Raw genomic sequence first — 20,689 nt, 5'->3', positions numbered from 1 at the left:
TGCCTCGGCTTGCCGGTTGTTCGACGGTGTGCCACACCTCCGGGCGCGCCTGGGATCGAGCCGAATCGTCGGTGGATCGAGGAATATGACCGGTGGGTTTCCATCAGGCTCGTTGCAAGGTCGAGTCGGCGACGGAGTAGGCCTCGAGTAGGTGCCAATGCGGGCCTTGTCCTGCTTCTTCTGCCCGAAGCTTCGGACACAACGCGCTCGAGCAGCCGGCGTCAACTACAAGTTGGCTCACCGCTCCCCCGCTCGTGCTGAAATCATCAAGGGACGGAGGCTAAGAGCAATGGAACGGGGATGTGATGAACGCCGACGAGCAGAGGAAGCAACTCGCGCAGATCGTGCTCGAGGAGAACCTTGATCTATCCCTTGTGTGGCTGGGGTACTTTCGCATCTCGGGTAGCGCGAACGAGAAGGACTTCAGGCTGTACGCAGCCGGAGAGTGCCAGCTCCCCACGCCACAGCGGGACCTGATCTCCCTGGCGCTCCGCCAGCTTGCGACCGGCCACCAGGAAGCGCTCGAGCGCCAGGTCGATCGTGAACGATCACAGCATCTTCACGATCACGGCGATTGAATCATCTCCTCCGAGCGCTGCGCCGCGGCCGCTCGCTGCACTCGCCGGCGGGGTGGCATGACCACGAGAACGGCGATCGTCAGGCGATGAACTGCACCTAAGCCTCAGTCAGGACGGCACTCCCACCTCCACGTACTCGGGCGCCGAAATTCCCATAGAGAAGGTACGTATAGAAGAAGTGCGGCTTGGTTTCGTCTATGGATCTCTAGGTTCCAGCACACCAGGACGAGACATCGCTACTCCCCCGCACTGGCGCTCCACTGCTGTCCTGCGACCCTGTCTCCTAATCCGTAACGCTTCAGACGGAGTGAAGAACAACATCTGCCGTGCTCTTGGGCCGAGTCATGTCCTCATCATTCGTATCGGCGGCCGCAGGCCACGTGCAGTGGCACCACGAGGCACTCCGAGCCTGGAACCTGCTGGGAGATCTGAGCCTGAGCCGCCTCCGCTATTTCATACCGGTCCACAGCGCGGTGCGCATGGAACCACCTGGGCCCGCCGACTGCCGCCACCGGATCAGCCCGGAGAGGGCAAGTGGCCCGTGATCACCGACGTCGCGCTGGTGCAGGAATTAGCAGGATGACGGCCTTTGCATGAACAGGCCACGACTGGATTGCGACTTCAGGGCGTCGATGGTCTTCTGCTGTCCGTTCTCGAGGGCATCCATGGGGTGCCGGAACCGCCGATGGCAGTGCCGAACCCGTCCGACACGTCGGTGTAGGTCTGCGTCATCGTGGGACCCCAGGTGAAGTCGGGGTTCACGTTGACGGATGCCTCGGCGAGGACGTCGTAGATCTGCTGTCCGCCGTAGTAGTCGACGCCGCCCGCGAAGGCTTCGAGCTCGGTCGCGGACTCCGCAGCCGGGTACAGGCCACCGAGCTCATTGGCGAGTGCGAGCAACAGCGCCTCACCCTCTCCGTGAGGGTGGGGCACTTTCGTCGTTATCGGGATGCTCGCGGGACCTGCGTATGCTTGAGGGCGACGTCTGGGGTCTCAAGGGGAAACGATGAGCATAACTGAACGCAGCTCTCTGTCACGTTCATCCGATGGATACCCGGCGATGGCGCCGGCGCGCCACTTGTCGCACAGGGTGGGCGGCCAGTGGGCGGCCAGGCTTCCAACTCTCGCGGGACTCGCCTTCTGCGCGATCGTGCTGTGGTCACTCATCGTGAACCTGGTGGCACCACACTATGGTGCGTCGACGTACAACACCGGATGGGCCCTCGCTGCCAGCGCGGCAGTGCTCGCGATCATGGGGGGCGCCTTCTCGGCCGTGTCAAAGGTCGCGCCTCTGGCCACGCGGAACCGGTGGCTGACCATACTCGCATGGGTGGCAGTTTGGTCCGTGCTTCTCGCCGTGCAGATGAGAGTCTCCTACGCGGTGCGGATCCCACCTGACTGGGATTCTTACGCCATCTTCTGGGACGCCTCGGGGCTTGCCACCGGTGCTATAGAGCATGTCAGCCCGTACTTCCAGATCAACCCGAACAACCTACTCCTAACCCTGCTGCTGACAAGCTACTTCGAGTACGTTCTCTCGCTCGGCTTCTCTGACCTCAGTATGGCCACAGCGTTCCTCAACGGGATCATCCTGTTCGCCGGCACGATCCTGACCTACTATGCGACGCGGATGCTCGGCGGCAGGAAAGCAGCAGCCTTCTCTCTGATCCCATGCACCGCGCTCCTCGTGCTCTCTCCCTGGGCGACTACCTTCTACTCGGACACGACCAGCGTCCTGTTCACATCCCTGATCCTTTGCCTCCTAGTAAGGGCGCGGAGGACGAACAAAGCAACGGTCCGGATACCGTTGTGGGTCCTTGCCGGGTTCGCGGCCGCAGTCGGATACGGGATCAAACCCACCGTCATCATCTGCCTGGTCGCGGCTGCCATCACGGCGCTCTGCCTACTGCCCGCGAGGAAGAGCGCCGCGTCCCTCCTGCTAGGCATCATGATCGTCGGCGGAAGCTTTTATGGAGGGCACAAACTCATCGCTCACATGGAGCGGAACAACTCTGCGGTGAACTTCGACCTGCAGTCCAACCCGGTCGCCATGAACCCTGGGCACTTCCTCAAAGTCGGATCGCAGTCCACGCAAGGCCCGTACGGGCGTTTCTACGGAGCCTACAACCAACGCGACTACCTCGACACAGTTACGGTCAAAGGATCGGAAGCGAAACTCCGCGCCGGCCTCGCCGTCTACGCCGACCGGGTCTCCGACATGGGGCCACTCGGTTACACCGCGTTCCTCAACAACAAGCTCGCGTGGGTCATGGGCGACGGATCCTTCTTCACCTGGGGCGAAGGAAGAGTCACTTCGGACAACTTCATCTCCCAGCAGCCGAGCGACCAAGCCATCCAAGACCTCTTCGGGAACAAGCGCCCCAACCACCAGTGGATGATGTCGATCTGGCAGGGAACATGGTTCGTCGTACTCGCCCTTGTCGCTGCGCCGCTTCTCCTGCGCACCCGTAGTTTGATGCGGCCCGAAGTGTCAGCAATCCGCATTGCCCTGCTGGGACTCATCGTCTTTCTGATGCTGTTCGAGGCCAGGGCAAGGTTCCTGTATCTGTATGCCCCGTACTTCATCGTTCTGGCCTCACTGTCCTACCCTGTCCTGGTGGAGGTCGTAGGCAGGCGTTGCCGTGTCCGGTATGGGAGGAACACCGAGGCCGGGTCGGCACGGCACCCCGCCGGGCTGCCCCGGCTGACGCGTTGACAGTGTCAACATGCACGCAATCCGGGCATGTAACCGGGAGTGTCCGAGTTCGCTACATCAAGCGCCTCAGCCCTCTGAGTTAGGTCGCAGAGTAAGCCGAGCAGAGTTTTCAAGTCCCTTAGGACCGTCCGTCCTAGTCGAGGAAATCCGCGGCGTTGCTATCGGCGTCGTTGGCGAGGTGGCCGTATGTGTCGACCGTGTTTTGGATCGTCTCATGGCCGCGCCTCGCCTGGATGACGGGCAGGGGCACGCCCTTGACGATGACCCAGCTGGCGCGTGTGTGTCGGAGGTCGTGCGGCGTGGGTGCCTGGTCAAGTCGAGGCGACGCGGCGGGGTCGGTGAGTTCGGCGATGGTCGGGCCCCGAACAAGCGGTAGAACTGGGTGTTGCGCAGCGCTCCCCCGCTGGCGTTGGTGAAGACCAGCTCGTCGTTGCGCAGCGGTGCCAGCTGCTGGTCGATCATTTCGGTGAGGGATAGCTGCATTGACACCTGCCGCCGGCTTTTGGGGGCCTTGGGTCCGCCGATCGCCCAGCCGCTGTCACTGAGCTTCCACGCCCTCGTGACATGCACGGTGTACCGGCCGGAGGCGTCCTTGCGAATGTCGCGCCGGCGCCTCACTAAAGCGCAACCCTGTCGCGGCGAAGATCCGGACGAGGGTGGCGTACTGGGAGTCGATCGTCTCGGCAATGTGCTCGACGTCGGCCTTCGTCAGGACCACGCCCTCGCGCGTCCTCACGCTCGAGCGGGGCGCGCGGATCCCCTTGGCCACGTTCTCGGTGAGGTGGCGCTGGCGGACTGCAGTCTCGAGCGCGGCCGAGAGCAGCGCGTGAATGTTCTTCTGGTTTTGTCCGCGACGCCCATCCCCTCGAACCAAGTGAGCACCTGCCCGAGGGAGAGCTTGTCGACGGGGGTGGAGCCGAGCGGGGCCTCGATGTGGTTCTCGTGCAGTCGGCGGTAGCGGGCGCGGGTCCCGGACTCGATGCCGGTGATTCCGTAGATGTGGTGGCGGATGACGTCGCGCACTCAGGGCGAGGTTGAGCGCATGACGGACCGCCGTCTGCGCCATATCGTGAACGTCACAAGCTTCCTGGTGACGTTGCTCGCATCCCTGGGCTTCACCGGACTCGGCCTGCGCATCAGCCCGTTCGCCCTGATGCCCTTCGTCTTCATTGGCGGCTACGTCGTGAACTCCGTCCTCCCCCGGTTTAGCAGTCGAGACAAGTCACCCCGCCACTAGGACTGCATCCACTCTGTCTTGAATGACGGGTGGCCCCGACATGGAGCCTCGATGAGCTCGAGCATCGTCCACATGTAGTCCTGGTCTCCCGCGACGGCGACCTCGTGTTCTCCGTCCCAGCCGTGACGGTCACGGAAGACCGGGCAGGGGTCCTTCCGCCGCGCTGGTCCGTGCGGCTGCCATCCTCTGAGGGGCAAACCGGCGTGGCGGTACTCCCGTCCACCGCGCACACTGGGTCCATGGCGCACCGGCGAGCCGCACTCATCTTGGGACTGGTGCTGGCGTGTGCTGCTCTCGTTCTCGTCGTGCTGTACCCGCCGGCCTTTGCGACGCCATTCTTCTCCCGGGACCGGCCCGCGGCCAGCGCCGGCGGCCCGGTGCCGCCGGTCGCCGAGCCACCGATCGTACGCCTGGCGATTGCCGGCGACACCGGGACCGGAGACGCCGCCGAATACGCTACGGCCGATCGCATGCGCGCTGAGAGCCGGGAGGATCCCTACGATGCGCTGATCCTGCTCGGTGACCTGATCTACGAGGACGGAGAGGCCGAGCTGACCGAGCGCTTCGTCTCCGAGCCGTTCGCCCCGATCATCGACCGCGGTGCCGAACTGCTGCCGGTGCTGGGAAACCATGACTACGACAGCGGTGAACAACGACAGATCCTCGAACACCTCGGCCGCCAGAGCCCCTGGTACACGGAACAGGTGGGTCCGGTACGGGTACTCGTGATGGATTCCGTACGTGTGGAGGACGAGGAACAGACGAGATGGCTGCGAACGGCACTGGCGGAACCGCAACCACCGGGGGCCTGGACAGTGGTCGCGATGCACCACCCGGCGTACTCCGCCGGCCATCACGGCTCCGACCAGGCGGTTCGCGACGCGTGGAGTCCCCTGTTCGCGGCAGCGGGCGTCCCGCTCGTGCTGGCCGGGCATGACCACGACTACCAGCGCTCGACTCCGCAGGACGGCGTGACCTATGTCGTTTCGGGAGCGGGTGCGAAACTGCGTTCGACCGGTCGCCGGGACTTCACCGCGGTAAGCAGCTCGACGCTGCACTACGTCGATCTGCTGGTCTACGAGGACCACCTCGTCGGCAGGGCGATCGACCCGTCGGGCCGGCTCGTCGACAGCTTCACCATCGGCCGATGAGTACACGCCGCAGAGTCTAACCGTCCGGGCACGGTGAGATGCCACCGCCAGTCCGCACACATGGGCAGAAACCCCAACCAGGAGGAACCCTCATGAGCTTCTCGCAAGATCCACGCACCCAGACCGGGGACGCGTTCCGCGACCTTCCCATCCGAACGCGCATCTCCTTCAACCACCACCGTGAGCCCGGATTCGCCAGGAGAATTGACCACGACGCGTGGACTGCGACCTGCTTCAGCAGCGCAACCAATGACAACGACCTCTGGTGGATGATCGACGAGTCGCTCTACCGCGTCATCCCCGAGCTCAACGATGACGAGATCGACGGTATCGAGCAGGCCATCCTCGCAAGCACCGAAAGCGCGCTGCATAGCAACAGCGGTTTCGACCGTCCCTTCCGGGAGAAGATGGGAATATCTATCGAGAGTAGTTGTGATCGACTCATGGCCCAGATGGATCTGAAGCTTATAGATGTCTAAACCTGCTTGCAGAAGCCAAGACGCATTCGAGTGGCGCAGGTCGTGGATTCGCGGCTGCTTGGTGAGACCGCTTAGTCGTGCGGCTTTCACAGCCCGATCCCAAACCTCCCACGCCCGCCTGTGGTCGATCGGACCGCCGCTAGCGCTGGCGAAAAGGTGACGCCCTGTTTGTGCGGATTCTAATAGCAGTTGTGAGAAGCCCTGGGCGATACCAGTTTCGAGGTTGATAGTCCTCTTCGACTTGGACGTCTTCGGCGGTCCCATGACGGGCCGGTTCTGTTCGTCTCGGGTCCAAGCGCACGTGATTGTGATCAACGTGTGCCCCTCCGAAGAGACTGAGAAGTCTCGAGCGTAGAGGGCAGTGGCTTCACCGAATCTCGTTCCCGTTGCCGCTAAGAAAACGAACAGGGGTAGGTAATCTTCGATGTGGCACTGCAGTAGCCTCCACTCCAACTATGTGAGGAAGGAAACGGGCTCTTCGGTTCTTCTGTCTCGGGGCACAGCGACGCCCTGGCATGGATTATCGGGCCTCTTTTTCTCCCGAACAGCGGACTTGAAAGAAGCTGACAGAAGACCATGAGCATTCGAGATTGATTTGGGTGCGAGACCGTTTCCCTGCAGGCTTTTGATCCAGCGAACAACATCGCGATAGTCGACATCAGTAGCAGCAACGCTACCCAAAATGGGATCTATGTGCCTGCGAAGTATGCCCTTGTACCGCCGCACAGTGTAGCCGTTTGCCCAGGTTCGCATTTCGATGTGGTCACTTACCATGTCGCTCACGATATAAACCGACTGGTAGTGCTTTCGCACATTCTCCAAGGCCCGCTCCGTGTCATGGTCATGGGCCTCCAAAACCAAGCGCATCCGCCGTGCATCGTGCTCGTCAGCGAACCGGTGAGACTTCCGCTCATGGGTTCGCTTGTCCGCCCATCGCAGTATGTAAGCCGTCTGGCCGTTCTTGCGGGGCCTCTCCTCTATGTTCGCCATGCAAAGAACTATGCGAGTCGTGCTCCCACGAGTGACGGATTTCGGCACACGCGTGGTCGACATGGCGCTCCACGTGGTCGAGGGCACAAAAAAACCCCGGCGAACCGGGGTTTTCTTTGTGCGCGGAGGGGGACTTGAACCCCCACCCTCAGAAGAGGACTAGCACCTCAAGCTAGCGCGTCTGCCATTCCGCCACCCGCGCGGGTGGTTTTTTCGCGGTCGAAACCGGCGAAAGCAACGAGAAAGACTCTAACACGACTTCGCCCCAGGAGTTGAATCGGGGGCTCCCCCAGCCATGGACCCGATGCACGTCGTACGGCCGTCGATCGAGGACCTGCAACGCTGTACACCCGCGGTCGGGGGGCGGCAACGGCTTCGGGACCGTGCGCAGGATCACCCCGATTGCGTATGCTGTCCTCACCACTGGCCTGAGCCTGTGGTGCCCGTGGCGGCCCGAGTGCATGGAATGGATGACGTGAACGAGACGAATCCCGACCAGGAGCAGTTCGCCCTGACCTATGACGCGATGCAACGCGCCAACATCTCCACGGGTGAGCTCTGGCTCCACTACTTCAGCATGGGCGGAGGCGTCGACGAGTACGAGGTCAATGCATACCTCCACGGCCTCATCGACCTACCCGACCACGAACGGGACTGCATCTCCCAGGCCGTCAATGAACTCTTCGACGACCTGTGCCGGCAACGAGGTGCTCCCTATAGTTCGGGACGCGCTCGCAACTGCGGCAACTGATTGATCAGGCTCCAGCACCACTACTGCCGGCGCTCCCGGCGATCAGCGCGATCGGTCCGAGGGCCAGGACCAGCGCGGCACCGATGACCAGCGCGAACAGGCCGAGCCACAGCGGCGACGGCACGCCAGTGGTCCCCCGCAAGAGGTAGGCGTCCGACGACGAGAGATCCCGTCGTCGTGCATGCACGCGCATCACCTTCACCCAGTCGCGGCAGGAACCGACCAGCAGCGCGATACCGAGGACCAGGCAGGCATAGCCCGCGGAGGCCCCGCCCCCGAACCAGACGAGCGCCAGCGCTACTGCCGCACTGCCGCCCAGGATGAGAACGCCCTGACCGTTCCTGATCAGGACGAGCGCAGCGACCAGCACCAGCGCCCCGGCCGACAGCGCGGCACCGGCCCAGCCGTGGGCGGCACTCCAGACGAGCGCGGCGCCGACCATGGCGGGTACCGGATAGCCCCAGAAGGTGGTGAAGGCGGCGCGCCAGCCGCGGCGTCCCATGCTCGTGGTCGTGCCGGAGTGGTCGAGGCGAAGGATGATTCCGGTGACTCGCTGCAGTGTCAGCAGCGCGGCCGTCGCGTGCCCTAGCTCATGCACGACGGTGACGAAGAGGCCGAAGTAGCGCCATGACCGCCGAGGCAGCGACAGGACTGCGGCCGCGAGCACGATGGCGATGATCGCGGCGAGGCCGAGCTCGGGCGGAGCACCCTGGGTGAAGCCGTCGGTAATGCGTTCCCACAGAAGCACGGGGGCAGGACCCACGAGGGAGCCGCTCGCCGGTCCGCTACTCAACGGCAGCCGCGCCGGTAGAGCTCTCCAGGCGCCCGGCGATCGCCTCGATCGCCACTGCGACCTCACGGAACGAGGTCGACAGGGGCGACAGTCCCAGCCGGATGCCGTCAGGGTTGCGGTAGTCGGGAATGATCCCGTCCTCCCACAGCCCGGGCACCATCGTGGCGAAGGCCGGATGGTCGATCGTGATGTGTCCGCCGCGTTCCGACGCCGCCCGCGGTGAGGCGAGGACCACCCCGTGCTTGGTGAGCAGCTCCTCAACCGCCTCGATGGCGAAGGCCGTCAGGAGTTCGGACTTCCTCCGGACCGAGGGCATGCCGACCTGCTCGAGGAGGTTCAGCATGTCGCGCATGGCGAGCATGCCGAAGATGGGAGGTGTACCGGAGACGAGCTTCCGGATGCCGTCTGCCGGCTGGTACGCGGCGCCCATCGCGAAGGGATCGGCGCTGCCCAGCCACCCGGGAATCGGTTGGTCGAGTGTCGGCAGGTGCCGTTGCGCCACGTAGGCCCATGCCGGAGCGCCCGGTCCTCCGTTGAGGTACTTGTAGCTGCAGCCGGCCGCGAAATCGACATCCCACGCATCCAGTTCGGCGGGCACGGATCCGACGGAGTGGCTGAGGTCCCAGAGGACGAGGGCCCCGGCGTCGTGGGCGATCTTCGTGATGCCCGGCACGTCGGCGATGTGCCCGGACCGGTACGCCACGTGGCTGAGCAGGACCAGCGCAGTCTGCGGCCCGACGGCCGCGGCGACGTCCCCGGCTGTCGCCCCGCCGTCGTACGCGACATCAATCCACCGCACGGTGAGGTTCCGCTCGCGGGCGATACCCTCCACGATGAAGCGGTCGGTGGGAAAGTTGTCGCGGTCGATGACGATCTCGCTGCGGTCCGGGCGGGCAGCCACCGCGGCCCGAGCAAGCTTGTACAGCAGGACGCTCGTCGAGTCCGCGACGATGGATTGGCCGGCGGCCGCGCCGAGGGTCACCCGGCCCAGCTGGTCGCCGATTTGCTGGGGCACCCCCAGCCAGCCTTCGTCCCATCCCCGGATGAGGCGCCCGGCCCACTGCTGCCTGATGAACGAGGTGAGGTTGTCCACCGTCACCGCCAGCGGACGTCCCAGCGAGTTGCCGTCGAGATAGGCCCGTACGGCGTCGTCCTGAGTACCGATGAAGAGATCGCGGTGGTGTGCGAGGGGGTCGGCGGCGTCGAGCTCGGCCGCCCTGTCAGCGATGGTGATGCCGGTCATGGCTCCAGTCTAGGGTGGCGAATACGGAGTCCTCGCAGGGTCGAGGGAAGGCGTCAGGGCGGCTCCCCGAGGGGAACCGCCCTGCTCATGCCGATGTTTGCGCTGGTGGCGCTGGGCTACCGGCTGGCCGCCGTTGTGTAGGCCGCCAGGATGGAGCTACCGAAGTAGGGCCCGTACATGACGTTCTTCTGCGTGTTGTAGCCGAAGCTGTTGACGGAGTTCTGGGTGCCGCCCGCGCCCGATCCGACGAACCACGGGCCGCCCGAGGATCCGCCGGTCATGTCGCAGGGGATGCCCTGCGACTGGGTACCGCCGACGCGGTCGGCCGAGGCCGTGCCGGAGCAGCTGTAGAGTCGCTCGCCGTTGAAGGGCGAGGCGGCTGGGTATCCGTACGCGGTGTAGCCGAAGTTACGCGCCATGTTGAAGCCGATGCTCGACGCGCCGACGGTGGCCGAGAGCGTCCTGCCGTTCAGGGTGTTCATGACGGCGAAGGCGCCGTCGTAGTTGATGTCGTTGCGGGACACCCATTCATTGGCTGCATGCAGAGAGCGTGCCGTGAACTTGCCGTAGGGTGCCGCGCCGTTGTTGTACGCGGGGACGAAGACGAAGTTCGTGACGAAGCCGGTGGAGAGGTCGTACGTGCAGTGGCCTGCCGTCGCCACGGTGCTCTGGTTCCCGCTCTGGACGGAGTTGCCCGAGCAGACGTAGTTCTGGCCGCCCTGGCTGAAGAAGACCTTGCCGATGTGGGGAACCGCCGTCTGGGCGGTGGCGCGGGCTTCGACGACGGTCTCCTTCGGGGCCTTCGCCACTGATTCCTGCCCTGCCTTGGGCATGATCGACCGGCCCTCCGCAGCCCATCCGGAGTTGATGGTGTTGGCCGGCTTCGCGTTCTTCATCCTGTCGGTCGTCCAGTAGGCGTCCAGGGATACCTGGCTCTCGTTCTGGGTGTGCGACACGGTGCCTGCGGAGGGCGCCGTAGGTGCCGCCTGAACCGGACCTGCGGCCATCAACGCTGATGCCATCAGGGCCGAAGCGGCGATCATGCCGGCTTTGAGGCTCTTAGAGTTCACGAACTCCTCTTTCCATGCAGTGGGGCCTGCCTTCGTGGGCTGGTGTCTGGAGTCTGCCCGGACGACGGAGGCCGCGCCCAGCGAAAAGTACGACTTCGGAAGATTCTCCTCCAAAAATCATCGCTTGTCTGGACAGGGTGGTCCCGGCATGAAACTATTCCGCGCGAACCCATCCCGTGAAGTGCGATCGCTGCCGGGCGGCCGACCAGCCGACGACGTCGATGCGCTCGTCGTCCCGTGTGCCCCTGTGGAGGAACGACGTCGTCACGGTACCCGGAAGAAGAACGGGGCTCGCGAAGTCGATCCGCCAGGCCAGGGGGCCGGCGGGTGCGGGCACGGCCTCGTCCACCATCCGCGCCGCCAGGTACATGCCGTGGGCGATCGCCGTCTTCATACCGAGCGCCCTCGCTGTGAGGCCGCTGAGGTGGATGGGATTCCAGTCTCCCGATACTGCGGCGTACCGCCTGCCCGTGTCGGCGTCGAGCCGCCAGAGGCCCGTCGTCGCGGGCGTGCTGAAGGCGGGCCGGTCCTTCGGACCCCGCTCACCCGGATCCGGGGTCTCGAGCCGCATGCCGCGGGCGAGGTAGACCGAGCGGCCCGACCAGACGCGGATGCCGTCGACGCCGATCTCCGTCACGAGGTCCACCTGCAGTCCTGCCGGATGCGGGCGCAGGTCCTCGCTCCACGACACGACGTCGAGCTTCTCGAAGGCGCTGATCTGGCGCTCCTGGTGCACCTCATTGCTCAGGTGCACCATACCCAGGAGTGGCAGCGGGAAATCCGCCCGGGTGAGGACGCTCATGGCTACCGGGAACGCGAGCGTGTGGAGGTAGGCGGAGGGCAGCACATCTCGCGCTGCGGAGCCGAGCAGGTGCTGGAAGCGCGTCAGTCCGCCGAGGTCCACCGCCACGCCCCCGACCCTGTGCCTCACGGCGGGGAGGACGGACGGCGTCGGTGAAAGCCTCACCCTCCTCCGCACCGCGAGCGCGAGTGCCTGCCTGTAGAGGCCCGCGAGGCCGGGGACCGTGGTCAGCTCGACCTGGGCGGGCAGCGCCCCGTTCACGCGCCCACCAGGTTCTGTCCGCACACCCGGACCACCTGCCCGTTGACTCCCGCCGCCGCATCGGAGGCGAGGAACGCGATCGTCTCGGCGACGTCCACGGGAAGGCCGCCCTGCTGCAGGCTGCTGAGGCGGCGTGCCACCTGACGGGTGAGCGCCGGGATCTTCGCTGTCATATCGGTTTCGATGAACCCGGGTGCCACTGCGTTGATCGTGCGGCCGGTACCGTCGAACACCGCTGCCTGCGCGCGGACCATACCGATCACACCTGCCTTGGATGCGGCGTAGTTGCTCTGGCCGCGGTTTCCCGCGATGCCGCTCGTCGAGGCCAGGCTGACGATGCGCCCCGTGTCCGAGAAGACCGGGGAAGCGAGCACCTGCTCGTTCATCCGCAGCTGTGAGGCGATGTTGACCGCAATCACGGAGTCCCAGCGGGACGCATCCATGTTGGCGAGCAGTTTGTCACGCGTGATACCGGCGTTGTGCACCAGGATGTCCAGGCGGCCGAAGCGCCGGCCCACGTGGTCGAGGATGCGCGCTCCTGCATCGGGCTCGGTGATGTCGAGCTGGAGAGCGGTTCCGCCGACGCGATTCGCCACCTCCACGAGCTGCTCACCGGCGGCCGGCACGTCGACGGCGATGATGCGTGCGCCGTCCCGGGCCAGCACCTCCGCGATCTTCGCGCCGATGCCGCGGGCGGCTCCGGTGACCACCGCCGTCTTCCCTGCCAGGGGCTGGTCGGGCACCCCTTCGCCGACCGCCGTCGTCGAGGCCGCCAGATCGGCGATGCTCTCGGCCGGGGCGGAGCGCACCTCGATGAACTGGCCGTCGACGTAGGCGCTCTTGCCGGAGAGGAGGAAGCGCAGGGCCCCGAGCGTCGTGGGATCGGTTGTCGTCGTGTCTCCGCGAAGGATGATGCCATTCGCGGTCGCACCACCTCGGAGCTCGTGTGCGACGGATCGGATGGCGCCGTCGATGCCCTGTCGGGCGGCCGCCTCGGTGGGACCGGGCGCATCCGCGGACGAGCGGAAGACTCCGACGACCCGCCCTCCCGCCACGAGCATCCGTACCGCCTGCCCGAGTTCGAGCATGGGAGCCGCGAGGTCGGTCGGCCGGGTGGCACCATCGAGCACGACGACGGCGGCGCTCAGCTTCTCACCGGGCAGGACGTGGCGCCGGACCTCGATGTCCCAGCCCAGCAACTCCTCGGCAAGCGCATCCGCTCCCGGGCCGGAGCCGGCTACCAGCACGGGCTTCGAGGCGAGCACCTCGCCGGGGGTGTACCTGCGCAGCACCGACGGACGCGGCAGGCCGAGGGCCTTGGCGATCCTCGCCGGCAGGGGTGTGTTGACGAGATCCAGGTACGTGTCGGCCATCAGTTCCTCGCCTCGAGGATCGCGACGACGCCCTGGCCGCCTGCGGCGCAGATGGAGATGAGGCCTCGTCCGCCCTGCTCCGAGAGTGTCTTGGCGAGCGACGCGACGATGCGGCCGCCGGTCGCGGCGAAGGGGTGCCCGGCCGCGAGCGAGGAACCGTGGACGTTGAGCCTGGAGCGGTCGATGCTGCCGAGCGCGCCGTCGAGTCCGAGGACGCGCTTGCAGTAGTCCTCGTCCTCCCACGCGGCCAGGGCGCTGAGGACCGTCCCGGCGAAGGCCTCGTGGATCTCGAAGAAGTCGAAGTCGTCGAAGGTGAGCCCGTTGCGCTCCAGCAGGCGGGGCACGGCGTGCACGCCTCCCATGAGCAGTCCCTCCTCGCCATGGACGAAGTCCACCGCCGCCGCTTCGGCGTCGACGATATTCGCAAGCATCGGCAGGTTGTTGGCCGTCGCGTATTCCTCACTGCCGAGCAGGACGAGGGCGGCGCCGTCGGTCAGGGGGGTCGAGTTGCCGGCGGTCATCGTCGCCGGGGTGTCGAGTCCCTTGCCGAAGACGGGCTTGAGCGTTGCCAGCTTTTCCAGCGAGGTGTCCGCGCGGAGGTTCGCATCCCTGGTCAGGCCGCGGTATGGAGTCATGAGGTCGGAGAAGAAACCGCGCTCGTACGCAGCAGCGAGGTTGTGGTGGCTGCGGTAGGCGAGTTCGTCCTGGGCCTCACGGGTGATCTTCCAGGCCGCGGTGGTGATGGCCTGGTGCTCACCCATCGAGAGGCCGGTCCGCGGTTCACCGGTGCCTGGCGCGTTCGGCGAGAGATCCTTCGGGCGGAGCGTGCTGAGGATCCGGAGCTTCTGTGGCGTGGTCTTCGCGCGCGAGAGGTCGAGCAGCACGCGGCGCAGGCCCTCGCTGACGGCGATGGGTGCGTCGGAGGCGGAGTCGACACCCCCGGCGATGCCGGACTCGATCTGCCCGAGCTTGATCTTGTTGGACAGTCCCACCACGGTCTCGAGTCCGGTGGCGCAGGCCTGCTGCAGGTCGTAGGCGGGCGTCTGCGGCGAGAGCGCCGAACCGAGGACGGCCTCGCGCGTCAGGTTGAAGTCGCGGGAGTGCTTCAGGACGGCACCTGCGGCAACCTCCCCGATGCGCTCGCCCTGCAGACCGAACCGGGCCACGAGCCCATCGAGCGCCGCGATGAGCATGTCCTTGTTGGAGGAGTAGGCGTACGCACCGCCGGCGCGGGCGAAGGGGATGCGGTTACCGCCGATGACGACTGCCGTGCGGGATGACTGGGCAGCGTTCTGCGCCCCGGCCTGATCTGCCATGGAAAAGCTCCTGATGCGAGTGGGTGGATTACCGATACCTAGCGTACCTGATACGGTTGGTATCATGAAGCTTGCCTCCGCTCTCAAGAGCGCCTCAGCCAAGGCGTCCGACGCCGTTTCATCGGCTCCGGACGGCCGGTTCAGCCGCTGGGAGGAGCATCGCGCGCAGAGACGCCGCGAGCTGATCAAGGCCGCGAGAAGGGCGATCGACGCACTCGGCCCCGGGGCGTCGATGGAAGACATCGCTGCAGCCGCCGACACGTCGAAATCGGTCTACTACCGCTACTTCGGCGACAAGACGGGCCTGCAGCGCGCGGTGGCCGAGGTGGTCATCAGCCAGATGCAGCAAAAGGTCCTCGAAGCTGCGAGGGCAGCCACCACGCCTCGGGAGGGCCTGTGCTCCATGGTCCTCGCCTACCTGCAGATGGCACGGACCTCACCGAACGTCTACGCCTTCGTGACCCGGGTCGGCATCGCGGAGTCGACCACGAACGATGACGGTGGCCAGGACACCCTCGCCCACTTCCTCGCCGCGGTCACCGAGATGGTGTCCCGACCCATGCGCGCCTACCTCCTCTCCCCCGATCGGCCGAGCGGTCCCGACGACGCCGCTCCCGAGTACTGGCCTGCCGCAGCCATCGGCATGGTGAGGGCAGCAGGTGAGCACTGGCTCTCGACGGCCGATGGACCCGACAAACCCACCGAGGGTCAGATGGCCCGCCACATCACGGGCTGGCTCTTCGACGGCGTCAGCAGCTACGAGGCGTTCGTGCCGCTGGACACCGCAAACCCACCCGTCGTCCCGGCTTCCACTCCCGCTTCCTCCCTCGACACCCGCCCACCAGCGAAGGACACGCCATGACCCAGATCATCTCCAGACCGCAGCAGATCCCCGCCACTGCAGACATCAGGGACGACGAGCAGGCCACGGTCGACACCGCGGAACTCGGCGAGTTGCTCCTGGGCAGATGGGCGCACGTGCGCCGTGTCGCCCGTGAGCTCGCCGGCCGCCCGGAGGTCCACAAGATCGAGGGCCTCACGCACCACGATCACCGCCTCCGCTGCCTGGACCAGCTCCACTACCTCGTGGAGCAGCAAGCCGTGCACCGAGCCTTCCCCAAGGCCTTCGGCGGCAACGACGACCACGGCGGCAACGTCGCAGGCTTCGAGGAGCTCGTCGTCGCCGATCCCTCGCTGCAGATCAAGGCAGGCGTGCAGTGGGGCCTCTTCGGCTCCGCCGTCATGCACCTCGGCACCGAGAAGCACCACGAGGCATGGCTGCCCGGAATCATGAACATGGAAATCCCCGGGTGCTTCGCGATGACCGAGACCGGTCATGGCAGCGACGTCGCGAGCATCGCCACGACCGCCACCTACGACGCCGCTACGGACGAGTTCGTCATCAATACGCCGTTCCGCGCAGCGTGGAAGGACTACATCGGCAACGGAGCCATCGACGGGCGCGCGGCCGTCGTCTTCGCGCAGCTGATCACCAACGGCGTGAACCACGGCGTGCACGGGATCTATGTCCAGCTCCGCAACGAGGACGGCTCCTTCACTCCGGGCGTGGGGGGCGAGGATGACGGCATCAAGGGTGGCCTCAACGGCATCGACAACGGTCGGCTGCATTTCACGGACGTCCGGGTCCCCCGGACGAACCTACTCAACCGCTACGGCGACGTCGCCGAGGACGGCACCTACACCTCGTCCATCGCCTCCCCCGGCCGCCGGTTCTTCACGATGCTCGGAACCCTGGTGCAGGGCCGCGTCTCGCTCGACGGTGCCGCCGTGGCCGCGAGCAAGCTCGCGCTGACCGCGGCTATCACCTACTCGACCCAGCGGCGCCAGTTCAATGCCTCCTCGGATCTGAGGGAAGAGGTGCTGATGGACTACCAGCGGCACCAGCGCCGGCTCCTGCCCCGCCTCGCGGCGACCTACGCCGCCTCCTTCGCGCACGAGGAACTCCTCGAGAAGTTCGACGACGTGTTCTCCGGCGGACACGACACCGACGAGGACCGCCAGGACCTCGAGACCCTTGCCGCGGCACTCAAGCCACTGAGCACCTGGCTGGCGCTCGACACGCTGCAGGAGTGCAGGGAGGCCACCGGCGGCCAGGGCTTCCTCATCGAGAACCGCTTCGCGTCGCTGCGCGCCGACCTCGACGTGTACGTGACCTTCGAGGGCGACAACAACGTCCTGCTGCAACTCGTGGCGAAGCGCCTCCTGACCGACTACGCCAAGGAGTTCAAGGGCGTCGATTTCGGAGTCCTCGCCCGCTACGCCGTCTCGCAGGCTGCGGGGAGGACCCTGCACCGCTCCGGACTCCGGCGGGTCGCCCAGACCGTCGCGGACACCGGATCCGGCAAGAAGTCGGCGATCGCCCTGCGCGACGAGGATACCCAGCACGAACTGCTCACCGACCGGGTGCAGACGCGCGTGGCCGAACTCGCGGGCGTGCTGCGCGGGGCCAGGGGCAAGTCCCAGGAAAAGTCAGCGGCGCTCTTCAATGAGCACCAGAACGAGCTCATCGAGGTGGCGCACGCCCACGCTGAGCTCCTCCAGTGGGAGGCATTCACGCGCGGCCTGAAGAAGATCGAGGATCTGGGGACACGTGAGGTCGTCACGCGACTCCGCGACCTGTTCGGCCTGTGCCTGATCGAGAAGGACCTGGCCTGGTTCCTCATGAACGGCCGCCTGTCCTCGCAGCGCGCACGGACGCTCGACGGTTACATCAACCGGCTGCTCGCAAAGATCCGCCCCCACGCCCTGGATCTCGTGGAGGCCTTCGGCTACGGCCAGGAGCACTTGCGGTCGACAATTGCCACCGGGGTCGAGGACCAGCGCCAGCAGGAAGCGGCCGAGTACATGCGCCGCCGTCGTGCCAGTGGAGACGCACCCATCGACGAGAAGACACTCCTGGCCCGCGTCGCCAAGGAGAAGAAAGCGAACAAAGCCGCCCGTGCCAGGCGCTGACACCGGCAGCCGGTGGAGTGCCTGGACAGGATGCCGAAGCGTCGAGGTGTTCCGAGCGGCAGGGTAGTCGGAGCGGCAGGGTCGTCAGAGGACGCTGCGATACACGTCGAGGGTCGTCTCCGCGATGGATCCCCAGTCGAAGTGGCGCTCTGCCCGCTCGCGGCCGGCGGCACCCATGGCCGCGGCCCGCTGGGGGTCGCCGAGCAGCACGTTCAGTGCGGCCGCGAAGTCGGCGACGAACGTCTCCGGGTCGAGCGGAGTCCCGGTGCCGTCCTGCACCTGCTCGAGGGGTACGAGGGTGCCGGTCACGCCGTCGTCGATGACCTCCGGGATCCCGCCGGTCGCCGAGGCGACGACGGCGGCCCCGCACGCCATGGCTTCGAGGTTGACGATGCCGAGGGGTTCGTAGATGGAGGGGCAGGCGAAGACGGTCGCGTGGCTCAGGATCTGGATGACCTCACGCCGGGGCAGCATCTTCTCGATGAGGATGACGGAGCCGCGCCGCTCCCGCAGGTTCGCGATGAGCACCTCGGTCTCAGCTGCCAGCTCCGGGGTATCGGCGGCGCCGAGGCAGAGGACGAGCTGCACGTCGGCCGGAAGGTGGGCCGCTGCACGCAGGAGGTAGGGGACGCCCTTCTGCCGGGTATTGCGACCGACGAACACCACGCTCGGCCGGTCGGGGTCGATCCCGTGGGCGAGGAGGGCGTCGTCCCCCGCATCACGGGACCACTGGGCGACGTCGATGCCGTTGTGCACCACGTGCACCCTGCCGGGGTCGACGTCGGGGTAGCTGCGGAGGATGTCCGCCCGCATGCCGGCAGACACCGCGATGACGGCGGCCGCGGCCTCGTAGGACGTCTTCTCCACCCAGGAGGACACCGCATATCCGCCGCCGAGCTGCTCGGCCTTCCACGGGCGGAGGGGCTCCAGGCTGTGGGCGCTCAGTACGTGCGGGATGCCGTGCAGGAGCGATGCGAGGTGGCCGGCCATGTTGGCATACCAGGTGTGGGAGTGCACGAGGTCGGCGCCCCCGATGGCCGACAGCATCTGCAGGTCGGTCCCGAGTGTCTGCACGGCGGCGTTGGCTACGGATAGGCCCTCGGGAACTCCGTACGAGAGCACCGAGGCGCCGTGGTAGTCCTCCGGACGGGGCTTGCCGAACGCATGGACCCGGAGGTCCACCTGTGGCGCGAGGACCCTGCTGAGCTCCGCTACATGCACCCCCGCGCCACCATAGATCTCGGGCGGGAACTCCTTGGTCACAATGTCTACTCGCACTCACCCAACGTAGTGCAGTGCGTCGGAGTCCTCTAGTGTGAAGTGACCGGAAGGGTTCCGGGACGGGTAGACCTACGCTTGATCGACCACCGGTCGTGGACGCAGAACACTCAAAGAAGAGCGGGGGGTCAGAAGTGGCACCGAAGAAAGTACTTGCCGTGGTGTTGGCAGGCGGAGAAGGTAAGCGGCTCATGCCTCTGACCGCGGACAGGGCCAAACCGGCCGTACCCTTCGCGGGGAGCTATCGGCTCATAGATTTCGCGTTATCCAACCTCGTGAACTCCGGCTACCTTCAGATCGTGGTACTGACGCAGTACAAGTCCCACAGCCTCGACCGGCACATCTCCGAGACCTGGCGCATGTCAACCCAGCTGCGCAACTACATCGCGTCCGTCCCGGCCCAGCAGCGCCGCGGCAAGAGCTGGTTCCTCGGCAGCGCGAACGCCATCTACCAGTCCCTGAACCTCATTCACGACGCGCAGCCCGACATCGTCGTCGTGATCGGCGCCGACCACGTGTACCGCATGGACTTCGCGCAGATGGTCGACGCCCACGTGAAGAGCGGTGCGTCCGTGAGCGTCGCGGCCGTCCGCCAGCCCATGAACCTCGTGGACCAGTTCGGCGTGATCGAGGTGGATCAGAGCGATCCGGGACGCATCGCCGCGTTCGTCGAGAAGCCGGACTCCACGCCCGGCCTGCCCGACGACCCGAACAGCTTCCTGGCCTCGATGGGCAACTACGTCTTCACGACGGACGCGCTCGTGAAGGCCCTCGAGGACGACGCCGCGCGCCTGGACACGAAGCACGACATGGGCGGGGACATCATCCCCTACTTCGTGGAGCGCAACGACGCGGCGGTGTACGACTTCACGCAGAACGACATCCCTGGCGCCACGGACCGGGACCGCCAGTACTGGCGCGACGTCGGCACCATGGACTCGTACTACGACGCGAACATGGACCTCATCTCGCCGCTGCCGCTGTTCAACCTGTACAACCTGCAGTGGCCCATCTACACGCGCCAGAGCGTCTCGCCGCCGGCCAAGTTCGTGCGCAGCTCCTCCGGGAAGTCGGGCGAGGCCCACGACTCGATCGTCTCCGCCGGTGTAGTCGTGTCCGGTGGAGCCGTCCAGAGCTCCGTGCTGGCGACGGACGTGTTCATCGCGGAATCGGCCGAGGTCACCGGGTCCGTCCTGCTCGACAAGGTGAACGTCGGCGCGGGCGCCGTGGTCCGGCGGGCCATCGTCGACAAGAACGTCCGGATCCCGCCCGGGGCGCGCATCGGGGTGGACGCCGAGCTCGACCGCCGGCGGGGCTTCGCCGTCACGGAGTCAGGCCTGACCATCATCAGCAAGGGCCAGGTCATCGAGCCCGGCTGAGGCGGCATCCGATCCACGACAAAGGCCCCGGCACGTGCCGGGGCCTTTGTCGTCACGAGCGACTCGGGCCAGGCGGGTGATGGCCACCGTGACGTTGAGCGTCAACCCTCCGCCGCCGGACAGGATGCCTTTCAGGGGCGACACGTCGCGGTAGTCGCGCCCGTGGGCCACCGAGACATGGAAATCGCCGACGGGTCCGCTGTTGGTCGGATCCTAGCCGCGCCACTCGCCGTCGCGCGCGTCGGTCTACACTCCTGTAGCGCCCTGCACGTAGTCCATCTGCGTCCTCAGCCAGTCGA

At 66.1% G+C, this 20,689-nt stretch carries 20 protein-coding genes, 1 tRNA gene and 1 pseudogene; 8 read left to right on the top strand and 14 right to left on the bottom strand.

Going from position 1 to position 20,689, the window contains the following annotated elements; translation table 11 throughout:
• The first annotated feature begins 305 nt into the window (after window positions 1–305).
• A complete protein-coding gene (locus RCH21_RS15300) occupies window positions 306–578 on the top strand; it encodes a hypothetical protein (RefSeq protein WP_326965107.1) in 273 nt (90 codons plus the stop codon).
• Between the two features lie 621 nt (window positions 579–1,199).
• Here the strand turns inward: RCH21_RS15300 and RCH21_RS15295 are convergent.
• The gene (locus tag RCH21_RS15295) at window positions 1,200–1,511 is read right to left on the bottom strand and encodes a hypothetical protein (RefSeq protein WP_442784727.1); all 312 of its coding nucleotides are present in this window, start codon (window positions 1,509–1,511) and stop codon (window positions 1,200–1,202) included.
• Window positions 1,512–1,638: 127 nt separating this feature from the next.
• Here RCH21_RS15295 and RCH21_RS15290 point away from each other — a divergent pair, with 127 nt between their 5' ends.
• Entirely contained in the window at window positions 1,639–3,294 is a 1,656-nt protein-coding gene (locus tag RCH21_RS15290; protein ID WP_326965106.1) for an ArnT family glycosyltransferase, read from the top strand.
• Between the two features lie 133 nt (window positions 3,295–3,427).
• On the opposite strand, the gene RCH21_RS15285 is transcribed toward RCH21_RS15290, so the two are convergent.
• Together RCH21_RS15285 and RCH21_RS15280 are read right to left on the bottom strand one after the other, a co-directional pair.
• A complete protein-coding gene (locus RCH21_RS15285; RefSeq protein ID WP_326965131.1) occupies window positions 3,428–3,646 on the bottom strand; it encodes a tyrosine-type recombinase/integrase in 219 nt (72 codons plus the stop codon).
• 186 nt (window positions 3,647–3,832) lie between these two features.
• Window positions 3,833–4,168 carry a hypothetical protein gene (locus tag RCH21_RS15280; protein ID WP_326965105.1) on the bottom strand — a complete coding sequence of 112 codons (336 nt, stop codon included), beginning with the start codon at window positions 4,166–4,168 and terminating at the stop codon, window positions 3,833–3,835.
• Window positions 4,169–4,336: 168 nt separating this feature from the next.
• On the opposite strand from RCH21_RS15280, the gene RCH21_RS15275 reads away from it, so the two are divergent.
• Together RCH21_RS15275 and RCH21_RS15270 are read left to right on the top strand one after the other, a co-directional pair.
• Window positions 4,337–4,531, top strand: coding sequence for a hypothetical protein (locus RCH21_RS15275; RefSeq protein ID WP_326965104.1), 195 nt, complete (start codon window positions 4,337–4,339; stop codon window positions 4,529–4,531).
• A 29-nt stretch (window positions 4,532–4,560) separates the two neighbouring features.
• Window positions 4,561–5,682, top strand: coding sequence for a metallophosphoesterase family protein (locus RCH21_RS15270; protein WP_326965103.1), 1,122 nt, complete (start codon window positions 4,561–4,563; stop codon window positions 5,680–5,682).
• On the opposite strand, the gene RCH21_RS17205 is transcribed toward RCH21_RS15270, so the two are convergent.
• From RCH21_RS17205 to RCH21_RS15255, 3 genes are all read right to left on the bottom strand, one after another.
• A complete protein-coding gene (locus RCH21_RS17205; protein WP_442784726.1) occupies window positions 5,607–6,614 on the bottom strand; it encodes a site-specific integrase in 1,008 nt (335 codons plus the stop codon). The genes RCH21_RS15270 and RCH21_RS17205 overlap by 76 nt on opposite strands.
• Entirely contained in the window at window positions 6,615–7,151 is a 537-nt protein-coding gene (locus tag RCH21_RS15260; RefSeq protein ID WP_326965101.1) for a hypothetical protein, read from the bottom strand.
• Between the two features lie 119 nt (window positions 7,152–7,270).
• Window positions 7,271–7,353: transfer RNA gene (locus RCH21_RS15255), tRNA-Leu, on the bottom strand.
• 273 nt (window positions 7,354–7,626) lie between these two features.
• Here RCH21_RS15255 and RCH21_RS15250 point away from each other — a divergent pair.
• Entirely contained in the window at window positions 7,627–7,902 is a 276-nt protein-coding gene (locus RCH21_RS15250) for a hypothetical protein (protein ID WP_326965100.1), read from the top strand.
• A 4-nt stretch (window positions 7,903–7,906) separates the two neighbouring features.
• On the opposite strand, the gene RCH21_RS15245 is transcribed toward RCH21_RS15250, so the two are convergent.
• From RCH21_RS15245 to RCH21_RS15220, 6 genes are all read right to left on the bottom strand, one after another.
• Window positions 7,907–8,695 (bottom strand): M50 family metallopeptidase, encoded by a 789-nt coding sequence (locus RCH21_RS15245; protein WP_326965099.1) that lies wholly within the window; start codon window positions 8,693–8,695, stop codon window positions 7,907–7,909.
• Window positions 8,688–9,938: a kynureninase gene (locus tag RCH21_RS15240; RefSeq protein WP_326965098.1), complete on the bottom strand. Its 1,251-nt coding sequence runs from the start codon at window positions 9,936–9,938 to the stop codon at window positions 8,688–8,690. The genes RCH21_RS15245 and RCH21_RS15240 overlap by 8 nt, the downstream gene beginning before the upstream one ends.
• Before the next feature lie 116 nt (window positions 9,939–10,054).
• Window positions 10,055–11,008, bottom strand: coding sequence for a trypsin-like serine peptidase (locus RCH21_RS15235; RefSeq protein ID WP_326965097.1), 954 nt, complete (start codon window positions 11,006–11,008; stop codon window positions 10,055–10,057).
• Window positions 11,009–11,162: 154 nt separating this feature from the next.
• A complete protein-coding gene (locus tag RCH21_RS15230; protein WP_326965096.1) occupies window positions 11,163–12,095 on the bottom strand; it encodes a MaoC/PaaZ C-terminal domain-containing protein in 933 nt (310 codons plus the stop codon).
• Entirely contained in the window at window positions 12,068–13,444 is a 1,377-nt protein-coding gene (locus RCH21_RS15225) for a 3-oxoacyl-ACP reductase (RefSeq protein ID WP_326965095.1), read from the bottom strand. Before RCH21_RS15225 ends, RCH21_RS15230 begins: the two co-directional genes overlap by 28 nt.
• Window positions 13,444–14,760: an acetyl-CoA C-acetyltransferase gene (locus tag RCH21_RS15220; protein ID WP_326965094.1), complete on the bottom strand. Its 1,317-nt coding sequence runs from the start codon at window positions 14,758–14,760 to the stop codon at window positions 13,444–13,446. The genes RCH21_RS15225 and RCH21_RS15220 overlap by 1 nt, the downstream gene beginning before the upstream one ends.
• 64 nt (window positions 14,761–14,824) lie before the next feature.
• Here RCH21_RS15220 and RCH21_RS15215 point away from each other — a divergent pair, with 64 nt between their 5' ends.
• Window positions 14,825–15,622, top strand: a complete 798-nt coding sequence (locus RCH21_RS15215; protein ID WP_326965093.1) for a TetR/AcrR family transcriptional regulator — start codon at window positions 14,825–14,827, stop codon at window positions 15,620–15,622.
• Window positions 15,619–17,733 (top strand): acyl-CoA dehydrogenase family protein, encoded by a 2,115-nt coding sequence (locus tag RCH21_RS15210; RefSeq protein WP_326965092.1) that lies wholly within the window; start codon window positions 15,619–15,621, stop codon window positions 17,731–17,733. Before RCH21_RS15215 ends, RCH21_RS15210 begins: the two co-directional genes overlap by 4 nt.
• A gap of 84 nt (window positions 17,734–17,817) precedes the next feature.
• Here RCH21_RS15210 and glgA read toward each other — a convergent pair whose 3' ends face one another.
• Window positions 17,818–19,011 (bottom strand): glycogen synthase, encoded by a 1,194-nt coding sequence (gene glgA, locus RCH21_RS15205; RefSeq protein WP_326965091.1) that lies wholly within the window; start codon window positions 19,009–19,011, stop codon window positions 17,818–17,820.
• A 134-nt stretch (window positions 19,012–19,145) separates the two neighbouring features.
• Here glgA and glgC point away from each other — a divergent pair, with 134 nt between their 5' ends.
• Window positions 19,146–20,390, top strand: a complete 1,245-nt coding sequence (glgC, locus tag RCH21_RS15200) for a glucose-1-phosphate adenylyltransferase (protein WP_120150120.1) — start codon at window positions 19,146–19,148, stop codon at window positions 20,388–20,390.
• A 66-nt stretch (window positions 20,391–20,456) separates the two neighbouring features.
• Here glgC and RCH21_RS15195 read toward each other — a convergent pair.
• Window positions 20,457–20,624 (bottom strand): annotated as a pseudogene (locus RCH21_RS15195) (transglutaminase family protein); the annotation flags it as partial.
• Window positions 20,625–20,689 lie beyond the last annotated feature (65 nt).

Source organism: Arthrobacter sp. PL16 (assembly GCF_035985055.1).
GTDB lineage: Bacteria > Actinomycetota > Actinomycetes > Actinomycetales > Micrococcaceae > Arthrobacter_D > Arthrobacter_D cheniae.
This window is presented reverse-complemented; position numbering and strand designations above follow the sequence as displayed.

Bases quoted from the DNA above. Each gene is read 5' to 3' on its own strand.
- RCH21_RS15300 (WP_326965107.1), top strand. From the start codon at position 306: ATGAACGCCGACGAGCAGAGGAAGCAACTCGCGCAGATCGTGCTCGAG.
- RCH21_RS15290 (WP_326965106.1), top strand. From the start codon at position 1,639: ATGGCGCCGGCGCGCCACTTGTCGCACAGGGTGGGCGGCCAGTGGGCG.
- RCH21_RS15275 (WP_326965104.1), top strand. From the start codon at position 4,337: ATGACGGACCGCCGTCTGCGCCATATCGTGAACGTCACAAGCTTCCTG.
- RCH21_RS15260 (WP_326965101.1), bottom strand. From the start codon at position 7,151: ATGGCGAACATAGAGGAGAGGCCCCGCAAGAACGGCCAGACGGCTTAC.
- RCH21_RS15240 (WP_326965098.1), bottom strand. From the start codon at position 9,938: ATGACCGGCATCACCATCGCTGACAGGGCGGCCGAGCTCGACGCCGCC.
- RCH21_RS15225 (WP_326965095.1), bottom strand. From the start codon at position 13,444: ATGGCCGACACGTACCTGGATCTCGTCAACACACCCCTGCCGGCGAGG.
- RCH21_RS15220 (WP_326965094.1), bottom strand. From the start codon at position 14,760: ATGGCAGATCAGGCCGGGGCGCAGAACGCTGCCCAGTCATCCCGCACG.
- RCH21_RS15215 (WP_326965093.1), top strand. From the start codon at position 14,825: ATGAAGCTTGCCTCCGCTCTCAAGAGCGCCTCAGCCAAGGCGTCCGAC.
- RCH21_RS15210 (WP_326965092.1), top strand. From the start codon at position 15,619: ATGACCCAGATCATCTCCAGACCGCAGCAGATCCCCGCCACTGCAGAC.